This window comes from Granulicella arctica, from assembly GCF_025685605.1.
Taxonomy (GTDB): Bacteria; Acidobacteriota; Terriglobia; order Terriglobales; family Acidobacteriaceae; genus Edaphobacter; species Edaphobacter arcticus.
Genome location: NZ_JAGTUT010000001.1, coordinates 2,196,828 through 2,223,419 on the forward strand (window position 1 = coordinate 2,196,828; position 26,592 = coordinate 2,223,419).

Genomic DNA, 26,592 nt, shown 5'->3' on the forward strand with positions numbered 1-26,592 from the left:
GTTTGAGGCGAGAATCCTTCTTCGGCTTATCTCTTCCGGGCTTCATGCAATCCTTCCGACGAAGCAAATTGTCCCAATGGAGCACTTCCATGGCGTCCCTGCCCAAGATCCGCACCCTTCAATCTCTTCGCGCGCTCGCTGCGCTCCTTGTCGTCTTCGACCATGCTGCGCTCGTCTCCGCCCACCACGGCCTCACGGACAAGCTTCCTTCCCTCGGCCTCTTTCTCGGCGTTCAGGGCGTAGCTATATTCTTCATCATCAGCGGTTTCATCATGACCTACACCGCAGACGCGACGGAAGACTCCTCAGCGAGACGTGCACTCGATTTTGCCATCCGCCGCATCGTCCGCGTCGTTCCTCTGTATTGGATTTTCACCATCGTGATCGGCCTCGCGGCCTCACTCATCGGTATGGGCAAGTTGCTTGAGATTACGCCGGGCCATCTCATCAAGTCCTTGTTCTTTGTTCCCTACGTCAACTCGCACACGAACCTGCTGCCCGTTCTGCCCATGGGCTGGACGCTGAACTACGAGATGATCTTCTACGCGCTCTTTACTGCGACTGTGCTGCTTCCACATCGCTTCCGCGTACTGGCCCTGCTGGGCACACTTGGAGCGGCTGTCGGCGTCGGCTCGATCTTCTTCCCGATCCTCTCCGGCAGCAATCCCCGCTCGGTGGGCGAGTTCCTCACGTATCCGGTCATCCTGCTGTTTGGCCTGGGTGCTGTGCTGGGCTCATTGCGTCTCAGGCACCTGGATTTCACGCTGAAGTTTCCCGGACTGCCCTTTGCATTGCCGCTGCTCGCGCTCAGTTCCTTCCTCGCCTTCGTCGCGCACCAGGTCACGCTTCCTCTTATGTGGAACGCCTGCTTCTGGCTCATCGACGGCGTCATTGTCGCGCTCTGCATCTTCGGAAGCCCGCTCAGCATGCCAAGGCTGGAAGCCGTCGGCAACGCCTCGTACAGCCTCTACCTCGTCCACCTGCTACCGCTCTTTGCCTGTTTCATAATTTGGAAGCAGCTTCACTTTGCAGCGCCGAGTGTCTTCATCATCGCAGCCCTGGCAACCTCGGCTGGCACGGCGCTCGCCTCCTACCGCTGGCTGGAAAAACCGCTCACCCGCAAACTCGCCAGCATTCTCGAACGCCCGCGCACCGCAGCAATCGCACCTGTGCCTGCACTCGAACCCGTGCCGCTCCTCCAGCAGGCCTAGCGTTTCGCCTTGTGCCGGAAGCAATCTGCAGCGTGGTCATCGACGATGCCCACCGCCTGCATCCACGCATAGACGATCACCGGCCCGACAAACTTGAAGCCGCGCTTCTTCAGCACAGCCGAGATCTCCTCGGACAGCTCTGTCTTCGCCGGCACAGGCTCCCCAGCCTTACGACGAATGACCTTGCCGCCCGCAAGCTTCCACACGAACTCCGAAAAATCCTCACCCGCAGCCTGCATTTCAAGATAGATCTGTGCGCCTTTGATCGTAGCGTTGATCTTTGCGCGCGCTCGAACGATCCCTGCATCCTGCATCAGGCGCTCAATGTCGTCTTCGCCAAACTTCGCCACAACCTTCGGCTTGAAGCCCCGAAACGCCGCACGGAAGGCCTCGCGCTTGCGCAAGATAGTGATCCACGAGAGCCCCGCCTGGAAGCCTTCGAGCATCAGCATCTCCCAGAGCGCACGGCTGTCGTGCTCCGGCACGCCCCATTCTTCGTCGTGGTATTTGCTGTAGAGCGGATCGTTCTCCGCCCAGTTGCAGCGCTTCAGTTCTTTCTTCGGCATCGGGCGCCCTTAGTTCGTCGCCAGAATGACCTGGCCCAGGTGAAAAGACGTGTGGTTCGTCCGGCTCAGCAGAACGCTGAGGCGATTGCGCAGCGGATCCTTCGCGTAGTCCTCATCCGACATCGACATATGCCGCTTCAGCCAATCCTCGGCCGAAAGCCGGTTGAACTCCACATACAGCCTGGTGTTGATCTCGTCCCAATAACCCTTAAGCACCGCTCCCGAAGGCACCATGTCAACCGTCTTGTCCGAAGCCGTAACGAAGATTGCATCAAGCTCCGGGTGCAGCCGCTCGCCCAACCCGAGTATCGTCAACAGCGCATCGTGTACTGCCGTGATGTGACCCCAGATGTAGATCGGCCGATTCCTTCCGCGAACAATCTCTTTGAAGAGCTGCTCCTCGCTCAACTTCGAGAACGTCCTGTCAGCGCGTCCTGTAACCAGCTTCCAGGAACTAAGTGCAGAATCGATTGCCAGCTGCTCGGTCGTCATCGGGATACCATCTCTTTCTTGCTTTGAGCCATTTCATTTCATTCGATGAGCCACAAAGACGGAAGAACCATAATCCCACGACGCATCGGTAACCACTGTGTGCCCGCACTGCTCCAGGAACCTCCATCCCCAACATGACAGCTCCACGCGCGAGTACCCGCCGCGGGCCTACGGCAACATTCCTCTGCAATTCATCGTCATCTGCCTGCATTGCAGCCTATGATGGCTGTTGGATCGCCCACCTTTTCGGCAAAAGGACTCAGGCACGATGGCCGCAGCAAGCACGGTAGAACTGAATCAATCCCTCCGTTTTGATCAACTATCCTCGGAGGAGCGCGGCAGCTTCACCGTGCGGCCAACTCCTATCCACATTCGTCTGGAAAAAGGCACACAGCTCTATAAGTGGACGCAGTACGGGCTCTTTAACCCACACACCGGCATCGCCTCGTCCTTCTGGTCGCCGTGGGCTGCGATGACCATCGGCGGCATGAATGTTCCCGGCTTCTCCGACCTCCGCAAGCGCTATCGCAACATCAATGGCGGCGTCGGTCGTCCGCAGGAGTTTATGCGCGTTCGCAGCGCCGTAACCGACTACTGGAACACCATGTCCTCGATCACCAAGGCTGAGCTGGTCACGCCCGTCTGGGGCTTCCTTGGCGTCTGCGGCCCGAAGCCCCCAACGAAACACGATGAGCAGCTCCACAACATGAGCGCACAGGATCGAGCGAAGATTCCGCCGACCGCCGACGTCCTCTTCATCGGAGGAGCCTACCAACTCGTGCTCCCCAACATGGACGCTCAGCACATCTTCAAGCTGTAGTCTGCACAAAAGAAAACGCAGACCCGGTCACCCAGGTCTGCGTTGCAAGCCAAAGTCCGCTCACAAACCGTTTACTTCAGGAGATTCAGCGCCTTACCCAGCGCCTTGCCCTGACGCTCGAAGGTGGCGGCATCCCCTGCCATCACAATGGCATGCAGGAAGGTGAGTCGCTTTGAATCATCGACGAAGTAGTCGCTCTGCGCCGAAAGCGTGAAGCCGGCATCAATCAGGATCCTCGACACCTTCGCCACTTCGTTCGCACGCAACGCCAACTCCGCATTCATCACGCTGTAGCCGTTACCCGAGATGAAAATAGACTGCCCGACGCCAAGCGACGGAATCGCAGGGATACCGTTGCCAATCGTGATCGGCACAGCATCCGTACGCGGAAGGTTGAACAGGAAGGTATTCCCGTCGAGCAGCGTAAACTGCCCGTCGCCGATCAGGTCCACAAACTTCGCCGGAATCGAATTAGGGTCGAAGGGAGAGGGAAATGGCAGCACGAGGACATTCGCCTGCGGGCTATGAATCGTCAACAGGACACCCGCAAGATTCGCCGCCAGTACAGCGTCGCTCTCCGTCATCGTTGCTTCCACATGGACCGTCACGACGGGCTGCGAGAGACCTGCCGTCGCATTAACGATCGCAGTGACGGGCAACTTACTGGCCTGCAAAGCCGACTCAAGCAGAGGCAGTTCGGACGCCAGCGCAGGAAACGCTCCAGTAACAAAGTACACACCAGCGGAGCTGCCAACCTGCTGCAGACCGATATAGCCATTCGCCACCGACTCCGGCATCGCCGGGCTCGAGGTTGAACCATCAAGCGAAATGGTCAGCTGCGACAGATCCCGCCGGAACAGAGGAAATGAGATCGCCCCACCATCCGGCGATAGGGTGCCTGCGGCTCCAAGCGTCGCCTGGAAGGCCGCGTAACTGGGTGTCTGTGCCTGGGCAGCTACGGAGCCGAAGCAAAGAGCGGCGCCCGTCGACAAGCTGAACAGAAGCGCAGGAAGTTTCTTGACGGCTGGGAAGAGAGAAAGAACATTGCTGCGCATGAGGATAAAGCTCCACGGGTGGTGCTATTTAAATGCCGGTGGGGCGATTGTTCCATCTACGTGCAAATTCTTTCGTTTCAATCACTTGATCTTTGGTAACGGCTCCCAGAAGGGGAACTGCCATCGACCATCAAACTGCTCGACGGACGTTACCAGCAGTTACTTGCCGGTGTCGATCTTCAAATTCATCTGGAACGAATTCTTGCTGTCGAACGAGCTGATCGTCTTGGTCGGGCTCTTCTTGCCATTCATTTCTGCCCAGAGCTCATAGTCCGTATTTGCCGAGAGCTGGCCAAAGCGATAGCCGCCATCCGATTCCGAGATAAAGCTTTTGACCGACAACGTGTGGTCGTCCTTCAAATAAACTACCGCGCCATTCAGGCCCGCTTCGCCCTTATCGGTCACTTTACCCTGAACCGTTCGCTGGACAGGGCCGCGCTGCGCAGCCGCACTGCTCCCACTGACAGCATCTACGGTGAACACCAGGGAGCAGCCAAGAATGGCCAGGTTTCCAGCAAGTCGGCAGAAAGAAGAGACACGCATCATGAGTACAAGTATAAAGCTTGGCGGACATTGCATGGATGCCGCCTGCTCTTACTCCTCATCCTCGTCGTCGATGCGCGTGTGATCCTCATCGTCATAGCCACCTACATCGACCGGCACCAGTTCCAGCGGATCGACCGATACGATCTCGAGCTCCGTTCCGCACTCATCGCACTGAACCGTCTCGCCCTCTTCCACATCGTCCGTATTCACAACAATCGGGTTATCGCACTCGGGACACACAACAGCCATATTCCCTCCTCAGGAACTTTAGTCTAAACGGCCCCTATGGGATGATAGCCGCAGGTCGCTCGTAGCCTCGAAACTTGTTAGGGAATCTGCCCGTCCATTGAAGATACGACCTACACCCAAGTCTTACGATCCGTAGCTCCATTTGGTTTCACCATAAGGATGAACAACGTGACCTTCAGGACTCATAGTTTTACTTCGTTTGCGGCAGCCCTTTTTCTTGCCGCTCCATTGGCAGCTCAACAGCCTGCTCAACCACCTGCACCACTGCCATCTCACCCCGTCCAGACCGCTCCCGCCGACCCTGCCATCGCCGCTGCTCTCCAGCAGGTCTCGGCCGATCGTATCAAGGCCACCATCACCAAGCTCGTCAGCTTCAACAATCGCAGCACCCTCTCCAGCATGGATAAGGACCTGCCTCCCGGCACCGGCATCAACGCCGCTGCCGACTGGATCTTCTCCGAGTTTCAGAGCTATTCCGATGCCTGCGGCGGCTGCCTCGAGGTCAAGCGCGACGACTTCGCCGAGCCCGGCCGTCCCAACTCCCGCATCGTCAAGGACACCCGCCTCCAGAACATCTACGCCGTCCTCAAGGGCACCGATCCGTCGCAGGCCGCCCGCCGCGTCCTCATCACCGGCCACTACGACTCCCGTAACTCCTCGAACGAGGACACCCACGCCGCCGCGCCCGGAGCCAATGACGATGCCAGCGGCACCGCCGTATCCATCGAGTGCGCCCGCGTCCTCTCGAAGCTCAAATTCCCCAGCACCATCATCTTCGTAGCCGTCGCCGGTGAGGAACAAGGCCTGAACGGCAGCCGCCACCTCGCCAAACTGGCCAAATCTGAAGGCTGGGACCTCGAAGCCGTCCTCAACAACGACATCGTCGGCGGCGACACCACACCCGGCGTCACCGGTGCCGATAAGTCCGCCGTCCGGGTCTTCTCCGAAGGCGTTCCCGGCCCTGCCACCCTGGAGCAGCTTCGCCAGATTCAGACCATCGGCGCAGAAAATGACGCACCCGCCCGCGAGCTCGCCCGCGCCATCGTCGACGTCGACGCCACGTACTTCCTGCCCACCGACCACCACGCCGCCGCCATCCCCGGTCGCGCCCACAGCATGGCCATCCGCCACGACGAGGCCTTCCACCCCGTCATGATCTTCCGCCGCGACCGCTTCGGCCGTGGAGGCGATCACACCAGCTTCTCGACCGAAGGCTTCGCCGCCGTCCGCTTTACCGAGTGGCTCGAGAACTTCAACCACCAGCACCAGAACCTCCGCATGGAAAATGGTATCCAGTACGGCGACCTCATCCAGTACGACGACTTCGACTACATGGCCAACGTCGCTCGCCTCAACGCTGCCGCTCTCGCCACCTTCGCCTCCGCCCCCGGCATCCCCCAGAAGGTTGCTGTCCTCAACCCGCCCTACGACACCAATACCGTCCTCCGCTGGGAGAAGCCAGCCGGTATGCCCGCCAGCGCCACCTTTGAGGTCGTCTATCGCGACACCATCCAGCCCGATTGGACCACCGTCATACCCGTCGGCAACGTCACCAACATCAGCATCCCTATCTCGAAGGACAATGTGATCTTTGGCGTCCGCTCCGTTGACGCCGCAGGCCACCGCAGCATGGCCGTTTATCCCATTCCTCCACCCAGCAACCGCCCTCCCGTTCCGGGAACTGAACCTCCACCTCCACCCAGGCCCTAACGCTATTTGTGATGTTCATCGAGTTATCGTTCTGTAACAAGGGCACTAACGACACGGTCATGAGTGCCCTTTTCGATTCAGGCGAAACCTGAATGATCCTTCGAAGATTGGTCTACGCTGCATCCATCCAGGAAGTGTCATCCCGAGCGGTTTGCGTCAGGAGCAAACTAGCTCTAAAGATCTCAACACACCCTAACTGCCAAACAGACCCAACGGCTTAGCATCCTCAAGCCGAGCTTCGAGATACACCCACAAGGCTGGACAGCCTGCTTTGATGGGTGGCCCGTTGCGCTTCACCACCTGAGCGTGATTGATGTTGTTCTCTCGCCAGCTTTGTCCGTTGTTTGAGAGGTTGAGCAGGATGGGCATGGATCTGTCCAGCGCATGGGCAAATTTCGCCTCGGCAGTCTCCGCGTCTTCGAACTCCTGCCACAGCGCCAGGCACTCCGCTCCCACCCCTGCCGGAAGCAGGCCGAACACCCGCTGAACCCCTGCGAGTTCGCGGGCCTTCCGCTCTTCCCACCCGTCCTGCACATAGACCAGCGTGTCGCCAGCGTCGATCTCCCCGATATCGTGCACCAGCACCATGCGGATCACCCTGTTCACGTCGACAGGTGACTCTGCAAACCGCACCAGCGAGATAGCCATCAAGGCCAGCTGCCAGCTGTGCTCCGCAGAGTTTTCGTACCGCTCCAGGCCGAGTGGACGCACCTTGCGCGTCACGCCCTTCAGCTTGTCCAGCTCCAGAATAAAGTCGATTGTCGCTTGCATAGATACATGCAGGATACGCTGCAGATACGAGCCGAACTATTTGACAATTCTGCTCTTCCCGGCACTGCCTTGGTCGTCACGAGCAACGCACCAGCATACCCGGAGCTAACGAAGTACCCACCTAAAGTATCTCCTTTGAAGACTTTACGCACTCAGGTACGGGGGGGGAGGGGTACTTCCACAAACGCCCGTGATCCGGAAATAGCTACAAGCCGGTTCGTGCCGCATGACTGGCGATCGCCGCATTAATTTCAAGCGCAAGCGCTAAAGCTGCCCGTCCATCTTCACCTGAAACTACTGGCCTTGTTCGGCCACGAACCGCATCGAGAAACGACGTAATCTCCAACCGCAGCGGCTCCCCTTCGACGACAGGCACCTTCCGAAGCGACAGTCCCGCCGAAGGATGCTCACCTGCAGCCTGCGCGAGAGCAGCCAATTGCGCCGGATCCATTCCCGCAGCAGCCGTCACGTCAATCATCAGCAGATCCTGCCGGGCAAAGTCGAGCGATAGATACTGATGCGGCTGGAAGAAGCGCAGCTTGCGGACGCGCTCCGTGCTGACGCGGCTCGCCGTAAAGTTGGCGACGCAGCCGTTCTCGAACTCAACCCGAACGTTCGCAATATCGACCTTGTGCGAAAGCACCGGCAAACCGACAGCGCGCACCTCGCGCACCGGCGAATCAACCAGGCTCAACACAATGTCAAGATCGTGGATCATCAGATCAAGCACCACATCGACATCAAGCGAACGAGGCGTGAAGATGCTGAGCCGATGCGCCTCGAAGAACATCGGTCGGCGCAACTCGTCACGCGCCGCTGTAACCGCAGGATTGAAACGCTCCAGATGGCCAACCTGCACGATGCGGCGATGCTCTCGCGACAGAGCAAGAATCGCATCTGCATCGGCCAGATTCGCCGCCAGCGGCTTCTCAATCAGTAGGTCGATGCCTGCCGCCAGCAACGGAAGAGCAGCCGCCGCGTGAAGCACCGTCGGCACGCAGACCGAAACCGCATCTACAGCGATTCCAGCTTTCAGGAAAGCCTCTACCGACTCAAAACCAGAGATTCCGTAGCTGGCTGCAGCCTGAGCGGCCACAGCAAGGTCATGATCGACGACTGCCACCAGTTCGACTGGATAACCGGACTTTTGCAGCTCGCTGTACACACGAAGATGGTTGCGCCCGAAGGCTCCAGCCCCGACGACAGCGACGCGCAGGGCCGAAGAAGCAGCCACTACTTCTTGGCGCCTGGTGCCTCAACCGCCTCGCGGCAGCGGCCATAAAGCTCGAGGAGATGAGCGACCTGATCGTCCGACTTGGCAGCCGAAGGAACGCCAAAGCCTACGCTGGAACCGGCAGCCTTCGCGCCTACGTTTGCAGTTGCCGCAACAAACTTCAAGAGATCAAGCGCAATATCTTCTGTCCGTCGCGCCGTGGTGTTCGATTCCATGAGTGATGTCCTCTTGTTCTTTCCGCTTCTGATGCTACCGTCCGCTCGGGATCGAAGCAAATAGAGGCTTCACACCAGCACAACGGGAGTTCGCATCCCACAGAGAATCTCATATGAGATTGTGCCGGCAAGCGCCGCATGATCTTCCGCCGTAGAGCCCTCGCCAAGCACCACAACCTCGTCACCGACGGCCAAATCCGGCAGATCTGTGACATCCACGGTGATCAGGTTCATCGAGACGCGACCTACGATCAGCGCACGCTTTCCAGCGATCATCACCCAGCCCCCGACATCGCCGGAGGAGGAGGACAGCTCCCGGCGCAGACCATCTGCATAGCCGACTGGCAGCAGAGCGAGCCGCATTCTGTGCTCGGCCACAAAGGTTCCGCCATAGCCGATTCGCGCGCCTGCTTCAAACTCGCTCAGACTCACGATGCGCGTCTTCCACGTCATCACTGGATTGATGGCAGGCTGCAACCGCGCCGTGCTTTGACCATCGCTCGCGACAAGACCTTGAAGCGGCAGACTATAGCCGTAGAGCCCGAGGCCAGCTCGCGCCATCGGGCGTGCTCCGAAGCTCTCCGCAAGTCGAGCGAGCCACGTCAGCGTGCCTCCATCCGCTCCATTGTCGACGGCTGAGGTATTCCCGACGTGAATCCAGGCTGGCGTAAATCCCTCCGCGGCAACAGTCTGTAGAGCGGCCTCGAACTGCTTCCGCTGTAGCGCCGTCTGCTCCGATCCGGCGACTTCGGCTGAGGCAAAGTGGGTCATCACGCCGTCAAGCCGTAGCTGCGGTGTAGCGGCAAGCAAATTGAGAAGCAGTTGCAACTCCGCAATCTGTACGCCCTGGCGAGACATGCCGGTGTCGATCTCGAGGTGGACCGCGATTGTTTCACGGCTGGCAACGATAGCAAGAGCCTGTATCTGCTCCTGCTGCCAAACCACCGGCGTCAGACCATGCCGAACGATCGCCGCGGCATCCTCGGGGAGGCAGCCGCACATCACAAGTATTCTCGGCTGCAACTCAATGCCTGCTTCTGTGAGGGCTGACCGGACGGCTGTACCTTCAGCGGCATCGGTCACACCCAGCCACGCCGCTCCTGCGCGGGCCAGAACCGGTGCGCAGATCACTGCACCGTGCCCATAGGCATTAGCCTTGATCACCGCAAGCAAGGCCGTATCTTGACTTGACTCCTGTTGCGCCACAGCCAACGTTGTCCGGTAGTTCTCCGTCAGCCGCCGCTCTGATACCTCAATCCAACTCTTCACGCCGATCCATCCCAGCAACCATGGTATCGTCCGCAGCTTATCCACCTTCCACAAGGCATCGCGGCTGTGGTACAACTTCGCGTCGGAAGAATCAGGCTGCCTGCGTGGCGATTCTGCTCTTCCCGATGGAAGGTCTCCGGAGCTTTGCCATGAAAATGAATAGTCGTTCACTCAGACTTCTCAGCCTGTGCCTCCCTGCCGTCGTTGTTGGTTGCTCCGGCGGCGGTAACAGCGGAAACCCTCTGGCTGCCATTCAAGCGGCTCAAGCGAAGAACGCTGGCAACTTTACCAATACGATCTTCCTGGGCGATTCGCTTACTGCTGGATATCAGAGCTCTTCGTTGCTGGACACCCAACAGGTTCATGGATGGGCACCGGTCGTGGCTACGCAGGCCGGCTTCAGCATCGTTCAGCCACTGATCGCCTTTCCCGGCGCTCCCAACGTCCTGCAACTCGTCTCTGTTGGACCGCCTCCTGTCGTCATCACGGCTCCGGGAACAACGACGGGACGCGACAATTTCGCGATTCAACCGACGGACCTTGCGGTGCCCGGAGCCTTTGTCAACGACGTGATGAACACCGTCCCGCTTGCAAACCCGACCGCCGGGCAGCAGCAGATCAATCAGCTTGTTCTCGGCTTTCCGGGGCTGGGTTACGGCGAGGCATACTCGCAGGCGACCTTCGCGGTGAAGGCGCAGCCCACTACGATCTTTCTCTGGATCGGAAATAACGACGCCTTGATTGCTGATCTCACCGGCTCGCCAGCCAGTATGACTTCGGTGGCTAATTTCACTACTCAATACCAGGCGCTGATGACGATGCTCACCACGCAAACCAGCGCCCATCTTGTGATCGGCAACATTCCTGACGTGACGCAGGTGCCGTATCTGACTCCAGCCGCAACCATTCTTGCCCTTTACTCGCAGGCGACCGGAGTTCCTGCGGCGAATCTCAGTGCACTCCTCGGCATCGTTCCCGGCGACTACGTGACACCTGCGGGAACGGCCCAGATCGCCGCTATCCTGACCGGAACTCAGAAGCCGCCACTGAGCGATGCTGGTGTGCTGACCGCTGCTGAGGTTGTCACGGTCAAGGCGCAGGTGACCGCCTTCAACCAGGTGATCTCGCAAGCTGCTACGGCTGCTGGGGCCACGTTAGTCGACATCAACGCGCTCTTTGCGCAGGTGACTGCTTCCGGCCTTCAGGTCAACGGCTATACAGGAACGAGCACCTTTCTTGGTGGCTTCTTTTCTCTCGATGGCATCCACCCGACGAACACCGGTTATGCTGTGGTCGCGAACAAGTTCATTGACAGCATGAACACCGCCTTCAAGACCACAATTCCGGATGTTGCCCTGGGACCGATTGCGGCAGCGGACCCGCTCTGGCCTCCGAACCTCGCTAAGACAACTGGGCATGTAGCCATTCCAGCTACTGCGGGGCTTGCGGTCAATGAAGTGCTCATCGGAGATCGGCAGACACACTGACGCTCAGAGCAGCTTGTTGCGCTCTGCCGGAGTGATGGCCTTTTTCAGGAAGTCTTCGAGCCCCTGGCCGCGTCTTGGAACAAAGGCTTCCTCGAAGACAACGACGTGGTCCATGCGGTCGAGGCGGAAGGACCTGAACTCCGCTCGCAGCTCGCACCACGCGGCCAGGGTCCAGACACCGCTCCAGAAAGCAAGCGCGAGAGGACGGGCCTCACGCTCACTCGCGGCTCCATCCTCGCGTGTGTAGCGGAACCGAATGGCGCGTTTCGCCAGGCACGCTGCGTGGAGCGCATCCAGCCGTTCGCGTAGAGCCTGACGCATCTGGAATTCCGGAGCGTAGAGCAGGATGGCGTCGAGCTCGTCGCGCATCTCTGCCGGAACGACAGCTTCAATGCGCTGCAGCGCCTGGCTGGCTGCAACGACGTTCTCTGCGCCACCCCATGCGCGAACCAGCCGCGCACCGAGGACCAGTGCGGTGAGTTCGCTACGGGTAAACATGAGGGATGGCAGATCGAAGTCGCGCCTGAGCGTGTAGCCGACACCCGCCTCGCCCTCGATCGGCATTCCTGAGAGCTGCAGGTCCTGAATGTCGCGGTAGATCGTCCGCTGTGAGACCTGCAGCTTCGCAGCCAGCTTCTGCGCCGTCAGCAAGCGGCCGAGGCGCAGAAATTGAACAATCCGGAAGAGGCGGTCCGCACGTCGCATGTTCGTAATCCTAACGGCTACATCGTGCAGCCTAGAGCGAATGCAGGCCTACGTGGTTGCCTTCGGAGTCCCGCATGCAGGCAAAGTAACCGAAGCCGCCGACGATCTCCGTCTTTGGCTGCAGGATGAGACCGCCAGCCGCAGGAACGCGCGCTATCGCCTCGTCAAGCTGCCCGTTGCAGTTGAGATAGATCATCGTTCCCATGGGGCCGGGGCGCTGCATCGACCGCTTGACCAGTGTTCCACCGGTGCCGCCGCTGTCGTATGGAAAGATCGCCATTGGATCACCGAAGGTCTCGCGCTTTAACTTGGTACCGAGTAACGTCTCGTAAAAAGTCGTGGCGCGGTCGAGGTCTGCACATTGAATTTCGAACCAGTGGATCGCTGTCCTGGGCGCTGCTGTCGTGTTGCTCATGTCACTCTCCTGGAGTTTGGCTTCAACTACAAGATGGAGCATAGCGATAGCCTGCTGACAGCATTGTGTCAGTAGCCTTTGCGCATTAACAGACCTGGATTACTGACCGTCGCCGCCACTCGAAAGATTCTCGAAGCGCGTGTAGTCCGCCAGATACGCGAGGTGGACGCTACCGGTCGGGCCGTTTCTCTGTTTGGCGATGATGATCTCTGCCTTACCCTTCAGGTCTTCATTCTCGCGATCGTAGTACTCCTCGCGATGGATGAAGCAGACCACGTCAGCATCCTGCTCGATCGAACCCGATTCGCGCAGATCGCTCAAGAGAGGCTTCTTGTCACCGCCGCGTTGTTCGCTTGCACGCGAAAGCTGGGAGAGCGCTACGACGGGCACGCGCATCTCCTTCGCGAGAGACTTCAGCCCGCGCGAGATGGCAGAGACCTCTTGCGTCCGGTTCTCAAAGCCCTTCTGGCTTCCGCCCGCAGAGCCAGTCATAAGCTGCAGATAGTCGATCACGATCAGGTCAAGCTGGCCGTGCTGCTGCTTCAAGCGACGTGCCTTTGCGCGCATCTCCGCCAGCGCGATGCCTGGTGTGTCATCAATGAATAATTTGGACTCCATCAGGCGTTCGAGTGCGGCGACGAGCTTGGAGCGGTCATCGCGCATCAGCATGCCTGTCTGGATCGCCTTTGAGTTTACGAGCGCCTGCGATGCGAGCATTCTGCGCAGCAGGCTCGCCTTGGACATTTCGAGCGAGAAGACGGCGACAACCTTGCCACCGCGTACGGCGGCATTCTCGGCGATGTTGATCGCCCAGGCCGTCTTGCCCATCGACGGTCGTGCCGCAATGATCGTCAGCTCTGATTCCTGCAAGCCGCTGGTCATACGGTCGAACTCAATGTAATGCGTGGCCAGCCCAGTGACCTCGCGGCCCTGTTCGTAGAGTGCGTCGATCGAGCCGAAAGAATCTTTGACGATCGCTGCGATGTCAGAGAAGCCGCCTCGGACTGCATGATCGGAGATTTCCATTAGCCGCATGCTGACGTTGTTGAGGACCTGTAATGCCTCTTCGCTCTGGTCCGCCGCGGACGCCATGCCGACGTCGCATACCGTCATCAACTGCCGCATCAGGCTCTTGTCCAAAACGATACGGACATAGCTTTCGACGCTCAGCTTGCGGGGGAGTCCTTCGCTTAGGGAGGCGAGATACGCAACGCTGCCAACCGAGTCGAGTTCCTTGCGCTTCCGCAACTCTTCGCTGACGGTTACGATGTCGACGGCGTGACCTGCCTCCGAGAGCGCCATCATCGCGGTGTAGATCTTGCGGTGGGAGTCGAGGGCGAAGTCGTCTGCCTTCAACACCATCGACGCATCCGTGATAGCAACTGGCTCGACCATCATCGCGCCTAGGATTGTCATCTCGGCGTGGATGGAAGACGGTCGGCCCTGATCCTGCATGATTTGGGGGTATGTTGCCATGAGCCTCCTACGTTAGGCGAGCAGCCTGTGGACAGGGTTGTGGAAGCCTGTGAAGAACAGGTCACTTCGAGTTTACGCCGCCACCGGTTACGCTAATGCATACATAGGAGAGCAGATCATGGGTGTAGACAAGGCATTGACGATTCCGCCAGCAGCGCAGCGGGATAAGGCGTCATTTGAGGTGATGCGGGTGTGGATCGCTGAGAAGGGCCAGCATGTCAGCATCCAGGCGGGCGCCTGGGACGATCCATTTGCCTGGGGAATCGTTCTCGCTGACCTCGCGCGTCACATTGCCAACGCTGATCAGCTACAGAATAAGAAGGCAGATCCTGACGCCTTCCTGGCGCGGCTGCTGGAAGGCTTTCAGGCCGAGATTGATGACCCCACCGATGAGCCGGACGGTGAGGTCACCCAGTAGCTATTTGTGTTTGTAGTCCTGAAAAAGCTCCGGGAACTGGACCTTCAGGGCTGCGGTCTTCGGTACGTCGCAGATCTGAATATACGGGTTGTTCGGGTTCTTCTCTGCGTAATCCTGGTGATAATCCTCGCCGTTATAGAACGCTTTGAGGGGTACCAACTGGGTCACAATTTTCTTCGGAAATGCGTGTGCACCATCCAGTTGAGCAATGTATGCCTCGGCAACCTTCTGCTGCTCAGGCGTTGTGTAGAAGATCGCAGACCGATACGAGGTGCCTACATCGGGACCTTGCCGATTCAGCTCGGTCGGATCGTGCACGACGGAAAAGAAGACGCGCAGCAGGGTGCCGTAGCTGATCTTTGCCGGATCGAAGACGATCTTCACAGCCTCAGCGTGGCCTGTCCCCTCAGACGATACCTGCTCGTAGGTTGCCGTGTTCGCAGCGCCGCCAGAGTAGCCCGCGGTCGTTGCGGTAACTCCTTTTACACGTTGGAAGACTGTCTGAACGCCCCAGAAGCAGCCGCCGGCGAACACAGCTGTCTCGTGCGCAGCCGTTGCGTGCGGTTCGTCGATCATGGGTGCCGGTAGCGGCTCTTTCCGTGTCTCAGCTCCAAATGCCATCTTCTTCACCCCAATCAGTAACGTTCCTACAAGTACTAAACCAAGAATCGCTAAACTCGTCTTCGTTCCGGTCGCCATTTGCCTTCTCCTGCACTCAACATTTAGACGCCAATATCTGCAGGTTGGATACAGGCTAAGGTCTTAGGCAATCTGCCGCTGGCCTTGCAGCCTTATAAATACATGCAGCAGGCTCACAGCCGCAGGCGTCACTCCGGCAATACGGCTCGCCTGTCCCAGCGTCTGCGGTCGCACCCGCTTCAGCGTCTCCTGCATCTCGCGCGACAAGCCACTGATGACGCCGTAGTCGAACCACTCAGGAATTCTCATGCCCTCGGCCTTTTTAAGCTTCGCCATTGACCGCCGCTGCTGGTCGAGGTATCCGGCATATTTGATCTCCGTCTCGACTGTCTTCATCTCGTTCCGCACCCACGCGGGAAGCCGTTCACCCCCGGCAGCGTCAATCGCAGCAACCCATTCGGAGAAGATCTCGCCGCCTTCCGCGAGCCGCGCCCGCAGGCCGACAGCAAGCTCGTCGACAGGCACCTCAGGCCGCTTCAGCAGATGGGCGAAGGTCTGCCCCGTCACCCCGGCAGCATCTCCATCGAGGCGCGCAACCAGGTCTGCCGGAAGCTCTGCGACCTGCACCCTTGCAGACTCCAGCAGGCTCTCGAAGGACCGCGCTCGCGCCTGTTTAGCCTCGTAGTCGGCCCAGGCAGTGTCGTCGATGAGCCCAAGCCGTCGCCCATAGGGCGTCAGACGAAGGTCCGCGTTATCGATCCGCAGGTGCAGCCGAAACTCTGCGCGCGAGGTAAACATTCGGTACGGCTCGTCTGTCCCCTTGCTGATCAAATCATCGATCAGAATGCCCGTATAGGCCTCGGTGCGATCGAGCGTGAAGCCCGGCTCACCCCTCGCCGCGAGTGCAGCGTTGATGCCAGCCATGATGCCCTGACAGGCAGCCTCTTCGTAGCCGCTTGTCCCATTGATCTGTCCGGCGAGATAGAGTCCGGCGAACCGCTTGACCCGCAGGGTGCGATCAAGCTCGGTCGGATCGATCGCGTCATACTCGATCGCGTATCCGGGGCGGAGCATCTCCGCTTTGTCGAGCCCCGGGATCGACGCGACCATTGCGGCCTGAATCTCCATCGGCAGGCTCGTACTCATGCCGTTGATGTAGACCTCGTGGGTATTCAATCCCTCCGGCTCGAGGAAGAACTGGTGCTGCGTCTTCTCCGGAAAGCGCACGATCTTGTCTTCGATTGAAGGACAGTATCGAGGCCCGATCGCCTCAATCTGGCCTGTGTACATCGGCGACCGATGCACGTTGTCCCGAATCAACTGGAGCGTCTCAGGCGTCGTCCGCGCCACGTGACATATGACCTGTCGCAGCGGTGGCTTCCCGCCGCGCGAGAAGCTTGATCGGAAGCTGAACGGCGTAGGGTCAGCGTCACCCGGCTGCTCTTCAAATCTTGTCCAATCAATCGTTCGGCCATCCAGCCTGGGCGGAGTTCCTGTCTTCAATCGGCACTCGCGCAGGCCAAGCCGCTTCAGGGACTCGCCAAGCAGCACGCTCGCCGGCTCACCGCTGCGCCCGGCGGTATATTGCTGCTCGCCACAGTGGATGAGGCCATTCAGGAACGTTCCTGTCGTCACCACGGTCGACGCAGCCAGAATCGTTCGTCCATCTCGCAACTTCAGGCCTCGCACGATCTGAGCGCCGTCGACATCGTCAAGAACAAGGTCGACCACTTCAGCCTGCTTGATGAAAAGGTTGGCTTGACCTTCCAACATCTCACGCATCTTTACCCGATAGAGCGCCTTATCGCACTGTGCACGGGGCGACCAGACCGCAGGACCTCGCGAGGTGTTCAACAGGCGAAACTGAATGCCGGTCGCATCCGCCACCTCACCCATCACCCCGCCGAGCGCATCGACCTCGCGAACCAGGTGGCCCTTGGCGATGCCGCCAATCGCTGGATTGCAGCTCATCTGCGCGATGAGATCAAGATTGAGCGTGAAGATGGCCGTTCGCAGTCCCATGCGTGCCGAAGCCATGGCGGCCTCGCAGCCGGCATGTCCCGCACCGACGACCACGACATCGTACTGTTCCGTGTAGGCCATGCTTATATTCTAATTTCTCTGAGCAAGCCTCGTTATTTAGGGTTGTCGGCGGTCCCTGCCTGCTGGCGACTAGGATTGCAGAATGGATTTTGAGCAGGACACGATTGTCGCGGTGGCAACGCCCCCGGGGCGAGGCGGTATTGGGATTGTACGGCTATCCGGTCCAGCGGCATCGACGATTGTGGCTCCCCTGCTACGCCTTCGCCGTCCCCTGGCAGCCGGTCGTGCCCGGTTTGCAGAGATCCTGGAGGTGGCAACGGGAGAGCCGCTCGATGAGGCCGTAGTGACCTTCTTCGCCGCGCCGCGATCGTATACGGGTGAAGACGTAGTCGAGATTGCGGCGCATGGATCGCCGGTGTTGATGGACTATCTCCTGCGGCAATGCGCGGCGACGGGAGCGCGGCTAGCCGAGGCGGGCGAATTTACGCAGCGGGCCTTTCTAGCCGGGAGACTCGACCTGACCCAGGCAGAAGCGGTTGCTGACCTGATCGATAGCAGCACCCTGGAGCAGGCCAGAGTGGCGGCGCGGCAGTTGGGCGGAGGACTTGCTCGGCAGATCCAGCCAGCCAAGGAAGCGCTCGTACTGCTGATTGCCGGGCTTGAAGCCGGGATCGATTTTGCAGAGGATGACATCGAGTTGATGGCAGCAAGTGTTGTCGTCGAGCAGATCTCTGCGATCATGCCATCGCTTGCGGCTCTGGAGCGAAGCTTCGCCTATGGACGCATCCTCCGCGAAGGCTTTCGCATGGCCCTCGTCGGGCGGCCAAATGCGGGTAAGTCAAGTCTGTTCAACCGGCTTCTGGAACAGGATCGTTCCATCGTTACAGCCATGCCCGGAACGACCCGTGATGTAGTCGCAGAGCGCATGTCGTTAGGCGGGATTCCGGTTGAACTAATGGATACCGCAGGCTTGCGGACGGCTCATCAATCAGGCTATGAGACGGCTCAGATCGACGAAGCGGAGGGACTGGGAATCACCCGCTCACGACAGGCGATGGCGGAAGCCGAAGTTCTGCTGCTTGTGATCGATGCGACCCTTCCGCTTGATTCGGAGGATGAGGCAGTACTTCGACAGGCCGAAGCGAGGACACTGCTGGTCGTGCTGAACAAGATTGACCTTTCGTCTCGACCCACTGAGAACCAACTGCCTTTAGAGATAGAGCCGAGCCTGCGAGTGGTGCACACCTCGGCGCTGACTGGCGATGGCATAGACACGCTCCGACAGGCAATCTCGGATGTACTTCATGCGACTGCGCCGTCGGAAAACTCCAACCTGCTGACGAACCTGCGTCAGCACCAGGCGATCTCCCAGACACTTGCATCGCTGGAACGCGCAAAGGAAGCTGCCCGAGGCGGTCTTCCCCACGAGATGTTGCTTCTCGATCTCTACGAGGCCCTGCACTCACTCGACGGGCTGACAGGCGCCACGACAAGCGACGACATCCTTCACCTGATCTTCGGAAGGTTCTGCATCGGCAAATAATGCGAGACGTTACGAATGCGGTGATTCGCAATCCTGCTGGATTTCCGTACACTCGGGGTGACCGAATTCTATGAATATAAAAGCGGTAGCGCGAAGAGCCGGGGTTTCAACTGCAACAGTATCCCGAACGATCAACGGCTCTGACAAGGTAAGTCCGAAGACGGCAGAGAAGGTTCAGAAGGCGATCGCTGCACTCAACTTCTACCCGAACACAAACGCCCGCGCCCTCGGTTCGGGGCGAAGCAGTCTGTACGGCCTGATCATCTCGGACATCACCAATCCGTTCTTCCCCGAACTAGTGAAGGCGTTTGAAGATATTGCGGTAGAGCATGGTCAGGAGGTGCTCGTCGCAAATACCAACTACGATCCGCAACGCATGGAGATGTGTGTGACGCGGATGCTGCAGCGCAAGGTGGATGGCCTGGCGATCATGACGTCGGAGATGGACGACCGCCTGCTCGACGTGGTGAGTCAACGAGAGATTCCCCTTGTTTCGCTCGATACCATAACGCCGGCGCTCGGCTGGAGCAGCGTTCGGATGGACTACGCTGCGGGAATCCGAATGGGCCTGGAACACCTGACCGCGCTTGGACACACGCGCGTTGGGTTTCTGAGCGGACCGATGCGACTCAGTTCAGCACGGGAACGTGTCGAAGCGTATCGAAACTTCATGGACGAACATGGATTTGCCGTGCCGCCGGAGATGGTTCAGGAGGGAAATCACCGCATTGATGGAGGACGAGCGGCCATGCAGCGGGTCCTCGACGCAGCGGCCCTCTCAGGAGTTCTTCCGACGGCGATGATGGCCTCGAATGACCTGACGGCGATTGGCGCTCTGGGCGCCATTCACGATGCGGGGTTGCGCGTTCCGCAGGATATCTCGCTAATCGGCTATGACGACATTCAATTGAGCGCATATATCCAGCCGCCGCTGACAACGCTGCGGCTCTCGCGGGTGGAGATTGCGACGGCCGCATTTCGCGCGCTGTTCAATGCGCGAAGAAGAAGCGCGGGCGAACGGGCGGATAGTGAGGATCATATCGTGCAGCCAATCATGATCCTGCGAAGATCGACAGGACCTGCAAAAGACTAAGCTTCAGCAATCAAACGGCTTGGCCGCTCAAAATGTAAGCGATTGCAAAGTGGTGTATCTTGGACTTCGATCCATGTTCCCGCGGGTCCACCGGAGATTGATGATGCGATTACGCACAGTTTTGATGACGTTACCCTTATGTATGGCACAGGTGATGTTCGCGGCTGCACTAGGCACAAACGGCAGGTGGACCCCGGAGCAGGCAAAGACCTGGTATGCGCAGCAGCCGTGGCTGGTCGGTGCCAACTATGTGCCCTCGGATGCGATCAACCAGTTCGAGATGTTTCAAGCCGAGACCTTCAATCCCGCGCTGAACGATAAGGAACTCGGGATGGCCGAAGCCATCGGCATGAACACGATGCGGGTCTTCCTGCAGGATCAACTCTGGGAGCAGGATCCGGAGGGTTTCAAGAAGCGGCTTGACGCCTTCCTCACCATCGCCGCGAAGCATCACATCAAGCCGCTGCTAGTGCTCTTCGATTCCTGCTGGGACCCGCTGCCAAAGCTGGGACCGCAGCACCCGCCAATTCCCGGAATCCATAACTCGGGGTGGGTGCAAAGCCCGGGCGCAGTGGAGCTTGCCGATCCGGCCTATGAGCCGAAGCTGAAGGCTTATGTCGAAGGCGTTGTAGGGGCGTTTGCCAAGGATGACCGTATCCTCGGCTGGGACATCTGGAACGAGCCGGACAATGGCGATGCTTCCCGATTCCCCGCCGAGGCCGTGCACAAGACGAAGCTGATCGAAGTGATGCTACCGAAGGCCTTCGCGTGGGCACGCGCCGCGCATCCGACGCAGCCGCTGACGAGTGGTGTGTGGAACGGAAACTGGAGCGATCCAGCGAAGGAGAGCCCGATGACGAAGATCCAGCTTGCGGAATCGGACGTGATCACCTTTCATAACTACGATTGGCCGGAGGGCTTCGAGGCGCGCATCAAGGAGCTGATGCCGCTTGGGCGTCCGATCATCTGCACGGAGTACATGGCGCGCGGTGCTGGAAGTACCTTCGACAACAGCCTCCCGATCGCCAAGAAGTACAACGTGGGGGCGATCAACTGGGGCCTCGTCGCTGGAAAGACGCAGACTTACTTCCCCTGGGACTCGTGGCAGAAGCCGTATGTGCTTTCCCAGCCGACGGTTTGGTTTCACGAGGTGTTTCGCCAGGACGACAAGCCATATCGGCAGCATGAAGTGGATTTGATCCGGCAGCTGACAGGTCGCGGAACAGCGATGGCTGGAAACTAGCGGTCCGGTTCACGGGTTAGACTTTTACATGCATTTGCTGGTGGGTATCGGTCGTCGAAGTTGCTGCAAGACAGTTCGTAACGAGTTGCGTTTGTTGTCGCTGCTTGCGACCCTTCTGTTCTGCTGCTCGCAGGCACATTCGCAAGCTGCGGAGGCCGTGCCGGGCAACTTCATCGACACAGCGGCGGCGAGCGGGATCAAATTCAAGGATGTCGCGTCGCATACCTCGAAGAAGTACCTGCTCGAGACGATGGGCTCGGGCGTGGCGACCTTCGACTACGACAATGATGGTCTGCTCGATATCTTCTTTGTGAACGGTGCGCCGCTTATTGATCCTTCGCCGAAGGGTACGATTCCGCAGAAGAAGAGCGAGGCGGATTGGAACCGGCTCTTTCATCAGAAGAAAGACGGGACGTTTGAAGATGTGACCGTGAAAGCCGGGCTGCAGGGCGTCGGCTACGGCATGGGCGTTGCCGTTGGGGACTTTGACAACGACGGTTTTGAGGATCTGTACGTTACGGCGTTTGGCGGAAACAAGCTTTACCGAAACAATGGCAACGGTACATTTACGGACGTGACGGAGAGCTCGGGCACGGCCGGCAGCGGGTGGTCGACGAGTGCGGCGTGGGTCGATCTCGATAACGACGGGCTGCTTGATCTGGTCGTGCTGCGCTACGTGCAGTGGGACTGGGAAGACGTCTTTTGCGGCGAGCATCGCGAGGGATTCCGCGCCTACTGCCATCCGGATATCTTTCCGGCCGTTCCGGCGCTGGTGTATCACAACGATGGCAAGGGCCACTTTACCGAAGTCGCCCAGAAGATCGGTATGGCGCTGCCAGGTAAAGGCTTAGGCATTGCAATTGCTGACTTCGATCGGGACGGCAAGGTCGACGTTGCGGTGGCGAACGACTCGATGCTGGAGTTTCTGTACCACAATAAAGGTAATGGAACGTTCGAAGAAACCGGGCTGACGGCGGAGATGGCCGTCGATGGCGATGGCCGAACCTATGCCGGCATGGGTATCGACTTTCAGGACTATAACAACGATGGTCTTCCTGACCTGGTGATTACAAATCTTGCGAACCAGAAGTACGCGCTGTATCGAAATAACGGTGATGGCAGCTTTACGTACGACACGTATGTCTCTGGAATGGCGCGGATGACGCTGCTGCACTCCGGGTGGGGCATCCGTTTTCTGGACTATGACAACGACGGGCTGAAGGACATCCTGATCGCTCAGGGACATGACCTTGATACGGTGGAACTGAGTTCGCCGCAGATTCATTACCGGGAGCCGATGCTGCTGGCGCGCAACACGGGCAAAGGCTTTGTCGATGTATCGGGCGTTTCCGGCGCGGTGTTTCAGCAGCCGTGGGTGAGCCGCGGTCTGGCCGTTGGCGATCTCGACAACGACGGGCGGATTGACGCGGTGGTGAACACGAACGATGGTGAAGCGCATGTTCTGCACAACGAGACGGTGACCAAGAACCACTGGCTGATCCTGAATCTTGTCGGGCACAAAAGCAACCGCGATGGAATCGGGGCGGAGATCAAAGTCACGACTTCCAAGGGAACGCAGCTCGTGATGGTGACGACGGCTGGAAGCTATCTCTCTTCCAACGACAAGCGCGCTCACTTTGGGCTTGGACTGGATGCGGCGGCGAAATCAGTCGAGATCAAGTGGCCCAGCGGCATCGTTCAAAAGCTGATTGATGTGAAAGGCGATCGCATCCTTGTTGTGGACGAGACTCGATAGATTTTTTTGAAAAGCCATACCCGCTAAAGCCTCTCGAATGAAGCAGTTGCGTGGTTAGGTCGAGGCAAAGTATTCATTCGAAATGACTTGAACGCAACATACACATTCGAAGAGACTTAGCTTCACGATTGGGTCAAGCGAAGATACTTTAATTTTGCTCTATATCTCAAGTATACAAGAGTCGGTGTAACTCGCCCGCCACTTTGTCAAAATGTAAGTCTCTTCGATTGTTATACATGCAAGGTATTTTCGTCCGAAAGCCTTGACAACTTCCGAGTGATCGCTGGGAATCGTCTATGGGGCCAGCAGGTTGTCGATCAGCCGTGTGGTTCCAACACTTGCAGCAATGGCGATGAGGGTCCCGGGTGTGGCGCTGGCTACGGGGACCAGCGTGTCGGGATCGACGATGGCGAGGTAATCGAGGGTGACTGTGGGATCGGCTTTGAGGAGTTCGTGAGCTTCGGCGAAGAGGACTCCGGAGCTGCGGACGCCTTCGTCGAGGCGGGCTTCGATGTGGCGCAGGGTGCGCGACAGGAGGAGGGCGTGGCTGCGCTCTTCGAGTGTGAGATAGCGGTTGCGGGAGCTTAGGGCGAGACCATCGGGATCGCGAATGGTGGGACAGGCGATCAGCTCAAGGTTGAAGTTGAGGTCGCGGACCATCTGGCGGAGGACGGCCAGCTGGGCGGCGTCCTTCTGGCCGAAGAAGGCGTGGGTAGGGGCAATGAGGTTGAAGAGCTTGGCGACGACCGTGGCTACTCCGGCGAAGTGGCCGGGACGGGAAGCTCCGTCGAGGCGATCTTCGACCTCCCTCACGTGAAGTATGGTGGTGTTTCCCGCCGGGTACATCTCGGCTGGGGTGGGGGCGAAGAGGAGGTCGACTCCTTCGGCTTCGAGCATGTAGCAGTCCGCTTCGAAGGTGCGGGGGTAGCGGGCGAGATCTTCGGTCGGGGCGAATTGGAGAGGGTTGACAAAGATGGTCGCGGCTACAGCGGCGCACTCTTTACGGGCGCGGTGGAGTAGGGAGCGATGGCCTTCGTGGAGGGCTCCCATGGTGGGAACGAGGGCTAGTTCCGGGCCGAGGGTGGGGCGGATGTGGCGGAGTTCGGCGATGGTGTGAATGATTTGCATGGGTTTATTGGAGGTCTATAGCGGTTGCTTATGGCAACGGAAGCACAGGTTCCCTTCGGGAATGACAACCAGAAAAGCAACGGCAACCGCAGGTCCTTCGACTGCGCTCAGGATGACGGGGTTTTGGGTGAGTGTAGCGGCGGGAAACGGACAGCTAGAAGGCGGGTCTCAATCGGTTGGGCGTAGGGATTCAAGGACCTGGCGGGCGTCTTCCGGGAGGTGGTAGCTTTCGGCTTCGGAGGGGAAGGTGCGAGCTTCGACGTCGCGTTTGTAGTCGGTGAGGGCGGTGCGCATGGCGGCGCCGAGGTCAGCGTAGCGGCGGACAAACTTTGCCGGTGGCGCGAAGGTGAGGGTAAGCATGTCGTGGAGGACGAGGATCTGGCCGTCGCAGTCAGGCCCTGCACCGATGCCGATGGTGGGGATGGTGAGTTCGTCGGTAATGAGGCGAGCGGCCTCGCGAGGGATACCTTCGAGGACGAGAGCAAAGCAGCCAGCAGCAGCGAGGGCGAGGGCGTCTTCACGGAGGGCGTCAATCGCGGCCATGGTCTTGCCCTGGACCTTGAAGCCGCCCATGCGGTGGATAGATTGCGGGGTGAGACCAAGGTGTCCCATGACGGGAATTTCAGCGTCAACGAGGCGGGCTACAAGTTCGGCGCGGGCTCCTTCGATCTTGACAGCCTCGGCGCCTGCCTCCTTGACGAAGCGAATGGCGTTGGAGACGGCTTCGTCCTGGCTGGCGTGGTAGCTGCCAAAGGGCATATCTGCGACGAGGAGGGCGCGGCGGACGGCGCGGCGCACACCGCGGGTGTAGAGGAGCATCTCGTCCACGGTGATCGCCAAGGTATTTTCCTGCCCCTGCATGACCATGGCGAGGGAGTCGCCGACGAGGATGAAGTCGAGGCCTGCCTCATCGACGAGGCGCGCGCTGGCGTAGTCGTATGCCGTGACGGCCGTGATGGGGATTCCGGTGTGCTTCTTCTGCTGGAGGGAGACGGTGGTAACTTTGGCGGGCTCGTGCGTGGAAAGACGTTCCGCCGGACGGAAGGTGGTGAGGCTCATTGCAGTAGACTCCAGTGCAGTTCTGCCTTTTCGCCCCGGTAGATTGGTGCGTTTGGCTGGATACCGCCTCTATCTGGTGTCAGGGTACGCTTTTCGGCGCGTGGCGTGCAAGGTGCGAAGAGCTAACGAGGCGTAAGAGGGCTGGTGGCGCGAAGGAGGGTGATCTGCTTGAGGATTTCGTTGGCCATGGTGAGTTTGGTCATGGGGGCGAGGTCGACCTGGTGGGCGGGGGTCAGGAGGGTGGCGGCGTTGTGGTCGGCGTCGAAGCCGAGGCCGGGCCGGGAGACGTCGTTGATGACGATGGCATTGGCACCTTTGCGGAGCAGCTTGGCGCGGCCGTTTTCGAGGGCGGCAGCGGAGTCTGTTTCCGCGGCGAAGGCAATGATGAGGGTGTCGGGCGCGCGATGGATGGCGGCTTCGGCGAGGATGTCGGGGGTGGGTTCGAGGGTGAGGGTGAGCGGGCCGGTGCGGCGGAGCTTTTCGGCGGAGACGGTTGCGGGGCGGAAGTCGGCTACGGCGGCTGCCCCGATGACGACAGTGGCGCGAGTAAGATTTTTGAGGACTGCGGTGTGCATTTCGGCGGCGGTGGTTACGGGTAGGAACTCGCAGTTGGGCGGCGGGTTGAGGGACGTCGAAGCGGAGACGAGGAGGACGCGGGCCCCCCGGGCCAAGGCTGCGGTGGCGAGGGCGTATCCCATCTTGCCGCTGGAGCGGTTGCCGAGGAAGCGGACGGGATCAAGGGGTTCGCGGGTGCCGCCGGCGGTGATGAGGATGGTTTCGGCAGCGAGATCCTGTGTGGGCGTTAAGGCCTGGAGGACGGCTTCCACGATGATTGGGGTGTCGGCGAGGCGGCCGCTACCGACCATGCCGCAGGCGAGATAGCCGTTGTCGGGCTCGATGATATGGACGCCGCGCGTGCGCAGGACTTCGAGGTTGGCCTGGGTGGCGGGATGGGTCCACATGTTGACGTTCATGGCGGGGGCGACGAGGACGGGGGCTTTTGTGGCGAGATAGAGGGTGCTGAGGAAGTCTTCGGCGAGGCCGTGGGCGAATTTCGCGAGGATGTCGGCGGTCGCGGGAGCGACGATGAGGGCGTGGGTGGTCTGGGCCTCGTCGATGTGGTCGATGGCGGAGTTGAGGTTGGACTCGCTATCGTCATTCGCCCAGAGGGTGGTGATGACGCGGTGGCCGGTGATGGCGGCGAAGGTGAGCGGCGTGACGAACTGCTGGGCGGCGCGGGTCATGACGACGTGGGGGTCGAGGCCGGCGGTCTGGAGGGCGCGGACGAGTTCGACGGCTTTGTAGGCGGCGATGCCTCCGGTGACGCCTACGGTGATCTTGACGGACATTGCGTGCTCCTTGGTGCTGGCTCAAGGATATGCCGAAGTGAAGTTGCTGACTTCCGTGTGTCCTCACGAAGACGAAAGGGGTATAGTGTCGGCTATGTTC

The 26,592-nt window shown here is 59.5% G+C and carries 26 protein-coding genes; 9 read left to right on the forward strand and 17 right to left on the reverse strand.

What is annotated here, in order from left to right; all coding sequences use genetic code 11:
- Positions 1 to 89: 89 nt before the first annotated feature.
- Positions 90 to 1,211, forward strand: coding sequence for an acyltransferase family protein (locus tag OHL20_RS09110; protein ID WP_263382878.1), 1,122 nt, complete (start codon positions 90 to 92; stop codon positions 1,209 to 1,211).
- Here the strand turns inward: OHL20_RS09110 and OHL20_RS09115 are convergent.
- Positions 1,208 to 1,777: a DNA-3-methyladenine glycosylase I gene (locus tag OHL20_RS09115; protein ID WP_317890945.1), complete on the reverse strand. Its 570-nt coding sequence runs from the start codon at positions 1,775 to 1,777 to the stop codon at positions 1,208 to 1,210. The genes OHL20_RS09110 and OHL20_RS09115 overlap by 4 nt on opposite strands.
- 9 nt (positions 1,778 to 1,786) lie before the next feature.
- The gene (locus tag OHL20_RS09120; protein WP_263382879.1) at positions 1,787 to 2,269 is read right to left on the reverse strand and encodes a DinB family protein; all 483 of its coding nucleotides are present in this window, start codon (positions 2,267 to 2,269) and stop codon (positions 1,787 to 1,789) included.
- A gap of 268 nt (positions 2,270 to 2,537) precedes the next feature.
- On the opposite strand from OHL20_RS09120, the gene OHL20_RS09125 reads away from it, so the two are divergent.
- Positions 2,538 to 3,089, forward strand: a complete 552-nt coding sequence (locus tag OHL20_RS09125) for a hypothetical protein (RefSeq protein ID WP_263382880.1) — start codon at positions 2,538 to 2,540, stop codon at positions 3,087 to 3,089.
- A gap of 71 nt (positions 3,090 to 3,160) precedes the next feature.
- Here OHL20_RS09125 and OHL20_RS09130 read toward each other — a convergent pair whose 3' ends face one another.
- From OHL20_RS09130 to OHL20_RS09140, 3 genes are all read right to left on the reverse strand, one after another.
- Positions 3,161 to 4,144 (reverse strand): DUF1259 domain-containing protein, encoded by a 984-nt coding sequence (locus OHL20_RS09130; RefSeq protein ID WP_263382881.1) that lies wholly within the window; start codon positions 4,142 to 4,144, stop codon positions 3,161 to 3,163.
- Positions 4,145 to 4,303: 159 nt separating this feature from the next.
- Positions 4,304 to 4,723 (reverse strand): carboxypeptidase-like regulatory domain-containing protein, encoded by a 420-nt coding sequence (locus OHL20_RS09135; RefSeq protein WP_263382882.1) that lies wholly within the window; start codon positions 4,721 to 4,723, stop codon positions 4,304 to 4,306.
- Positions 4,724 to 4,738: 15 nt separating this feature from the next.
- A complete protein-coding gene (locus tag OHL20_RS09140; protein ID WP_263382883.1) occupies positions 4,739 to 4,939 on the reverse strand; it encodes a hypothetical protein in 201 nt (66 codons plus the stop codon).
- A 159-nt stretch (positions 4,940 to 5,098) separates the two neighbouring features.
- Here OHL20_RS09140 and OHL20_RS09145 point away from each other — a divergent pair, with 159 nt between their 5' ends.
- On the forward strand, positions 5,099 to 6,649 hold the full coding sequence (locus OHL20_RS09145) for a M20/M25/M40 family metallo-hydrolase (RefSeq protein ID WP_396271858.1): 1,551 nt from the start codon (positions 5,099 to 5,101) through the stop codon (positions 6,647 to 6,649).
- Between the two features lie 192 nt (positions 6,650 to 6,841).
- Here OHL20_RS09145 and OHL20_RS09150 read toward each other — a convergent pair whose 3' ends face one another.
- The 4 genes from OHL20_RS09150 to alr form a co-directional block, all read right to left on the reverse strand.
- A complete protein-coding gene (locus OHL20_RS09150) occupies positions 6,842 to 7,420 on the reverse strand; it encodes an HD domain-containing protein (protein WP_263382885.1) in 579 nt (192 codons plus the stop codon).
- 205 nt (positions 7,421 to 7,625) lie between these two features.
- Positions 7,626 to 8,654, reverse strand: a complete 1,029-nt coding sequence (locus tag OHL20_RS09155; RefSeq protein ID WP_263382886.1) for a Gfo/Idh/MocA family protein — start codon at positions 8,652 to 8,654, stop codon at positions 7,626 to 7,628.
- Positions 8,654 to 8,869, reverse strand: coding sequence for a hypothetical protein (locus OHL20_RS09160; protein WP_263382888.1), 216 nt, complete (start codon positions 8,867 to 8,869; stop codon positions 8,654 to 8,656). Before OHL20_RS09160 ends, OHL20_RS09155 begins: the two co-directional genes overlap by 1 nt.
- Positions 8,870 to 8,938: 69 nt before the next feature.
- Positions 8,939 to 10,138, reverse strand: coding sequence for an alanine racemase (gene alr, locus OHL20_RS09165; RefSeq protein ID WP_263382889.1), 1,200 nt, complete (start codon positions 10,136 to 10,138; stop codon positions 8,939 to 8,941).
- Positions 10,139 to 10,293: 155 nt separating this feature from the next.
- On the opposite strand from alr, the gene OHL20_RS09170 reads away from it, so the two are divergent.
- A complete protein-coding gene (locus tag OHL20_RS09170; RefSeq protein WP_263382890.1) occupies positions 10,294 to 11,625 on the forward strand; it encodes an SGNH/GDSL hydrolase family protein in 1,332 nt (443 codons plus the stop codon).
- A gap of 3 nt (positions 11,626 to 11,628) precedes the next feature.
- Here the strand turns inward: OHL20_RS09170 and OHL20_RS09175 are convergent, their stop codons facing one another.
- From OHL20_RS09175 to dnaB, 3 genes are all read right to left on the reverse strand, one after another.
- Entirely contained in the window at positions 11,629 to 12,330 is a 702-nt protein-coding gene (locus tag OHL20_RS09175; RefSeq protein WP_263382891.1) for a helix-turn-helix transcriptional regulator, read from the reverse strand.
- Between the two features lie 31 nt (positions 12,331 to 12,361).
- The gene (locus OHL20_RS09180) at positions 12,362 to 12,745 is read right to left on the reverse strand and encodes a VOC family protein (RefSeq protein ID WP_263382892.1); all 384 of its coding nucleotides are present in this window, start codon (positions 12,743 to 12,745) and stop codon (positions 12,362 to 12,364) included.
- Positions 12,746 to 12,844: 99 nt separating this feature from the next.
- A complete protein-coding gene (dnaB, locus tag OHL20_RS09185; protein WP_263382893.1) occupies positions 12,845 to 14,221 on the reverse strand; it encodes a replicative DNA helicase in 1,377 nt (458 codons plus the stop codon).
- Between the two features lie 118 nt (positions 14,222 to 14,339).
- On the opposite strand from dnaB, the gene OHL20_RS09190 reads away from it, so the two are divergent.
- A complete protein-coding gene (locus OHL20_RS09190) occupies positions 14,340 to 14,639 on the forward strand; it encodes a DUF5076 domain-containing protein (RefSeq protein ID WP_263382894.1) in 300 nt (99 codons plus the stop codon).
- On the opposite strand, the gene msrA is transcribed toward OHL20_RS09190, so the two are convergent.
- Positions 14,640 to 15,215, reverse strand: coding sequence for a peptide-methionine (S)-S-oxide reductase MsrA (msrA, locus tag OHL20_RS09195; RefSeq protein ID WP_263384982.1), 576 nt, complete (start codon positions 15,213 to 15,215; stop codon positions 14,640 to 14,642).
- Positions 15,216 to 15,401: 186 nt separating this feature from the next.
- Positions 15,402 to 17,381: a tRNA uridine-5-carboxymethylaminomethyl(34) synthesis enzyme MnmG gene (gene mnmG, locus OHL20_RS09200; protein ID WP_263382895.1), complete on the reverse strand. Its 1,980-nt coding sequence runs from the start codon at positions 17,379 to 17,381 to the stop codon at positions 15,402 to 15,404.
- Positions 17,382 to 17,463: 82 nt separating this feature from the next.
- Here mnmG and mnmE point away from each other — a divergent pair, with 82 nt between their 5' ends.
- The 4 genes from mnmE (at position 17,464) to OHL20_RS09220 (ending at position 22,956) form a co-directional block, all read left to right on the forward strand.
- Positions 17,464 to 18,864, forward strand: coding sequence for a tRNA uridine-5-carboxymethylaminomethyl(34) synthesis GTPase MnmE (gene mnmE, locus OHL20_RS09205; protein WP_263382896.1), 1,401 nt, complete (start codon positions 17,464 to 17,466; stop codon positions 18,862 to 18,864).
- A gap of 70 nt (positions 18,865 to 18,934) precedes the next feature.
- Positions 18,935 to 19,957: a LacI family DNA-binding transcriptional regulator gene (locus tag OHL20_RS09210; protein WP_263382897.1), complete on the forward strand. Its 1,023-nt coding sequence runs from the start codon at positions 18,935 to 18,937 to the stop codon at positions 19,955 to 19,957.
- Between the two features lie 100 nt (positions 19,958 to 20,057).
- Positions 20,058 to 21,200 (forward strand): cellulase family glycosylhydrolase, encoded by a 1,143-nt coding sequence (locus OHL20_RS09215; protein WP_263382898.1) that lies wholly within the window; start codon positions 20,058 to 20,060, stop codon positions 21,198 to 21,200.
- A gap of 94 nt (positions 21,201 to 21,294) precedes the next feature.
- Positions 21,295 to 22,956 (forward strand): CRTAC1 family protein, encoded by a 1,662-nt coding sequence (locus OHL20_RS09220; protein WP_263382899.1) that lies wholly within the window; start codon positions 21,295 to 21,297, stop codon positions 22,954 to 22,956.
- A gap of 294 nt (positions 22,957 to 23,250) precedes the next feature.
- On the opposite strand, the gene panC is transcribed toward OHL20_RS09220, so the two are convergent.
- From panC to coaBC, 3 genes are all read right to left on the reverse strand, one after another.
- On the reverse strand, positions 23,251 to 24,084 hold the full coding sequence (gene panC / locus OHL20_RS09225) for a pantoate--beta-alanine ligase (RefSeq protein ID WP_263382900.1): 834 nt from the start codon (positions 24,082 to 24,084) through the stop codon (positions 23,251 to 23,253).
- A gap of 168 nt (positions 24,085 to 24,252) precedes the next feature.
- The gene (panB, locus tag OHL20_RS09230) at positions 24,253 to 25,143 is read right to left on the reverse strand and encodes a 3-methyl-2-oxobutanoate hydroxymethyltransferase (RefSeq protein ID WP_263382901.1); all 891 of its coding nucleotides are present in this window, start codon (positions 25,141 to 25,143) and stop codon (positions 24,253 to 24,255) included.
- A 122-nt stretch (positions 25,144 to 25,265) separates the two neighbouring features.
- Positions 25,266 to 26,492 (reverse strand): bifunctional phosphopantothenoylcysteine decarboxylase/phosphopantothenate--cysteine ligase CoaBC, encoded by a 1,227-nt coding sequence (gene coaBC / locus OHL20_RS09235; protein WP_263382902.1) that lies wholly within the window; start codon positions 26,490 to 26,492, stop codon positions 25,266 to 25,268.
- Positions 26,493 to 26,592 lie beyond the last annotated feature (100 nt).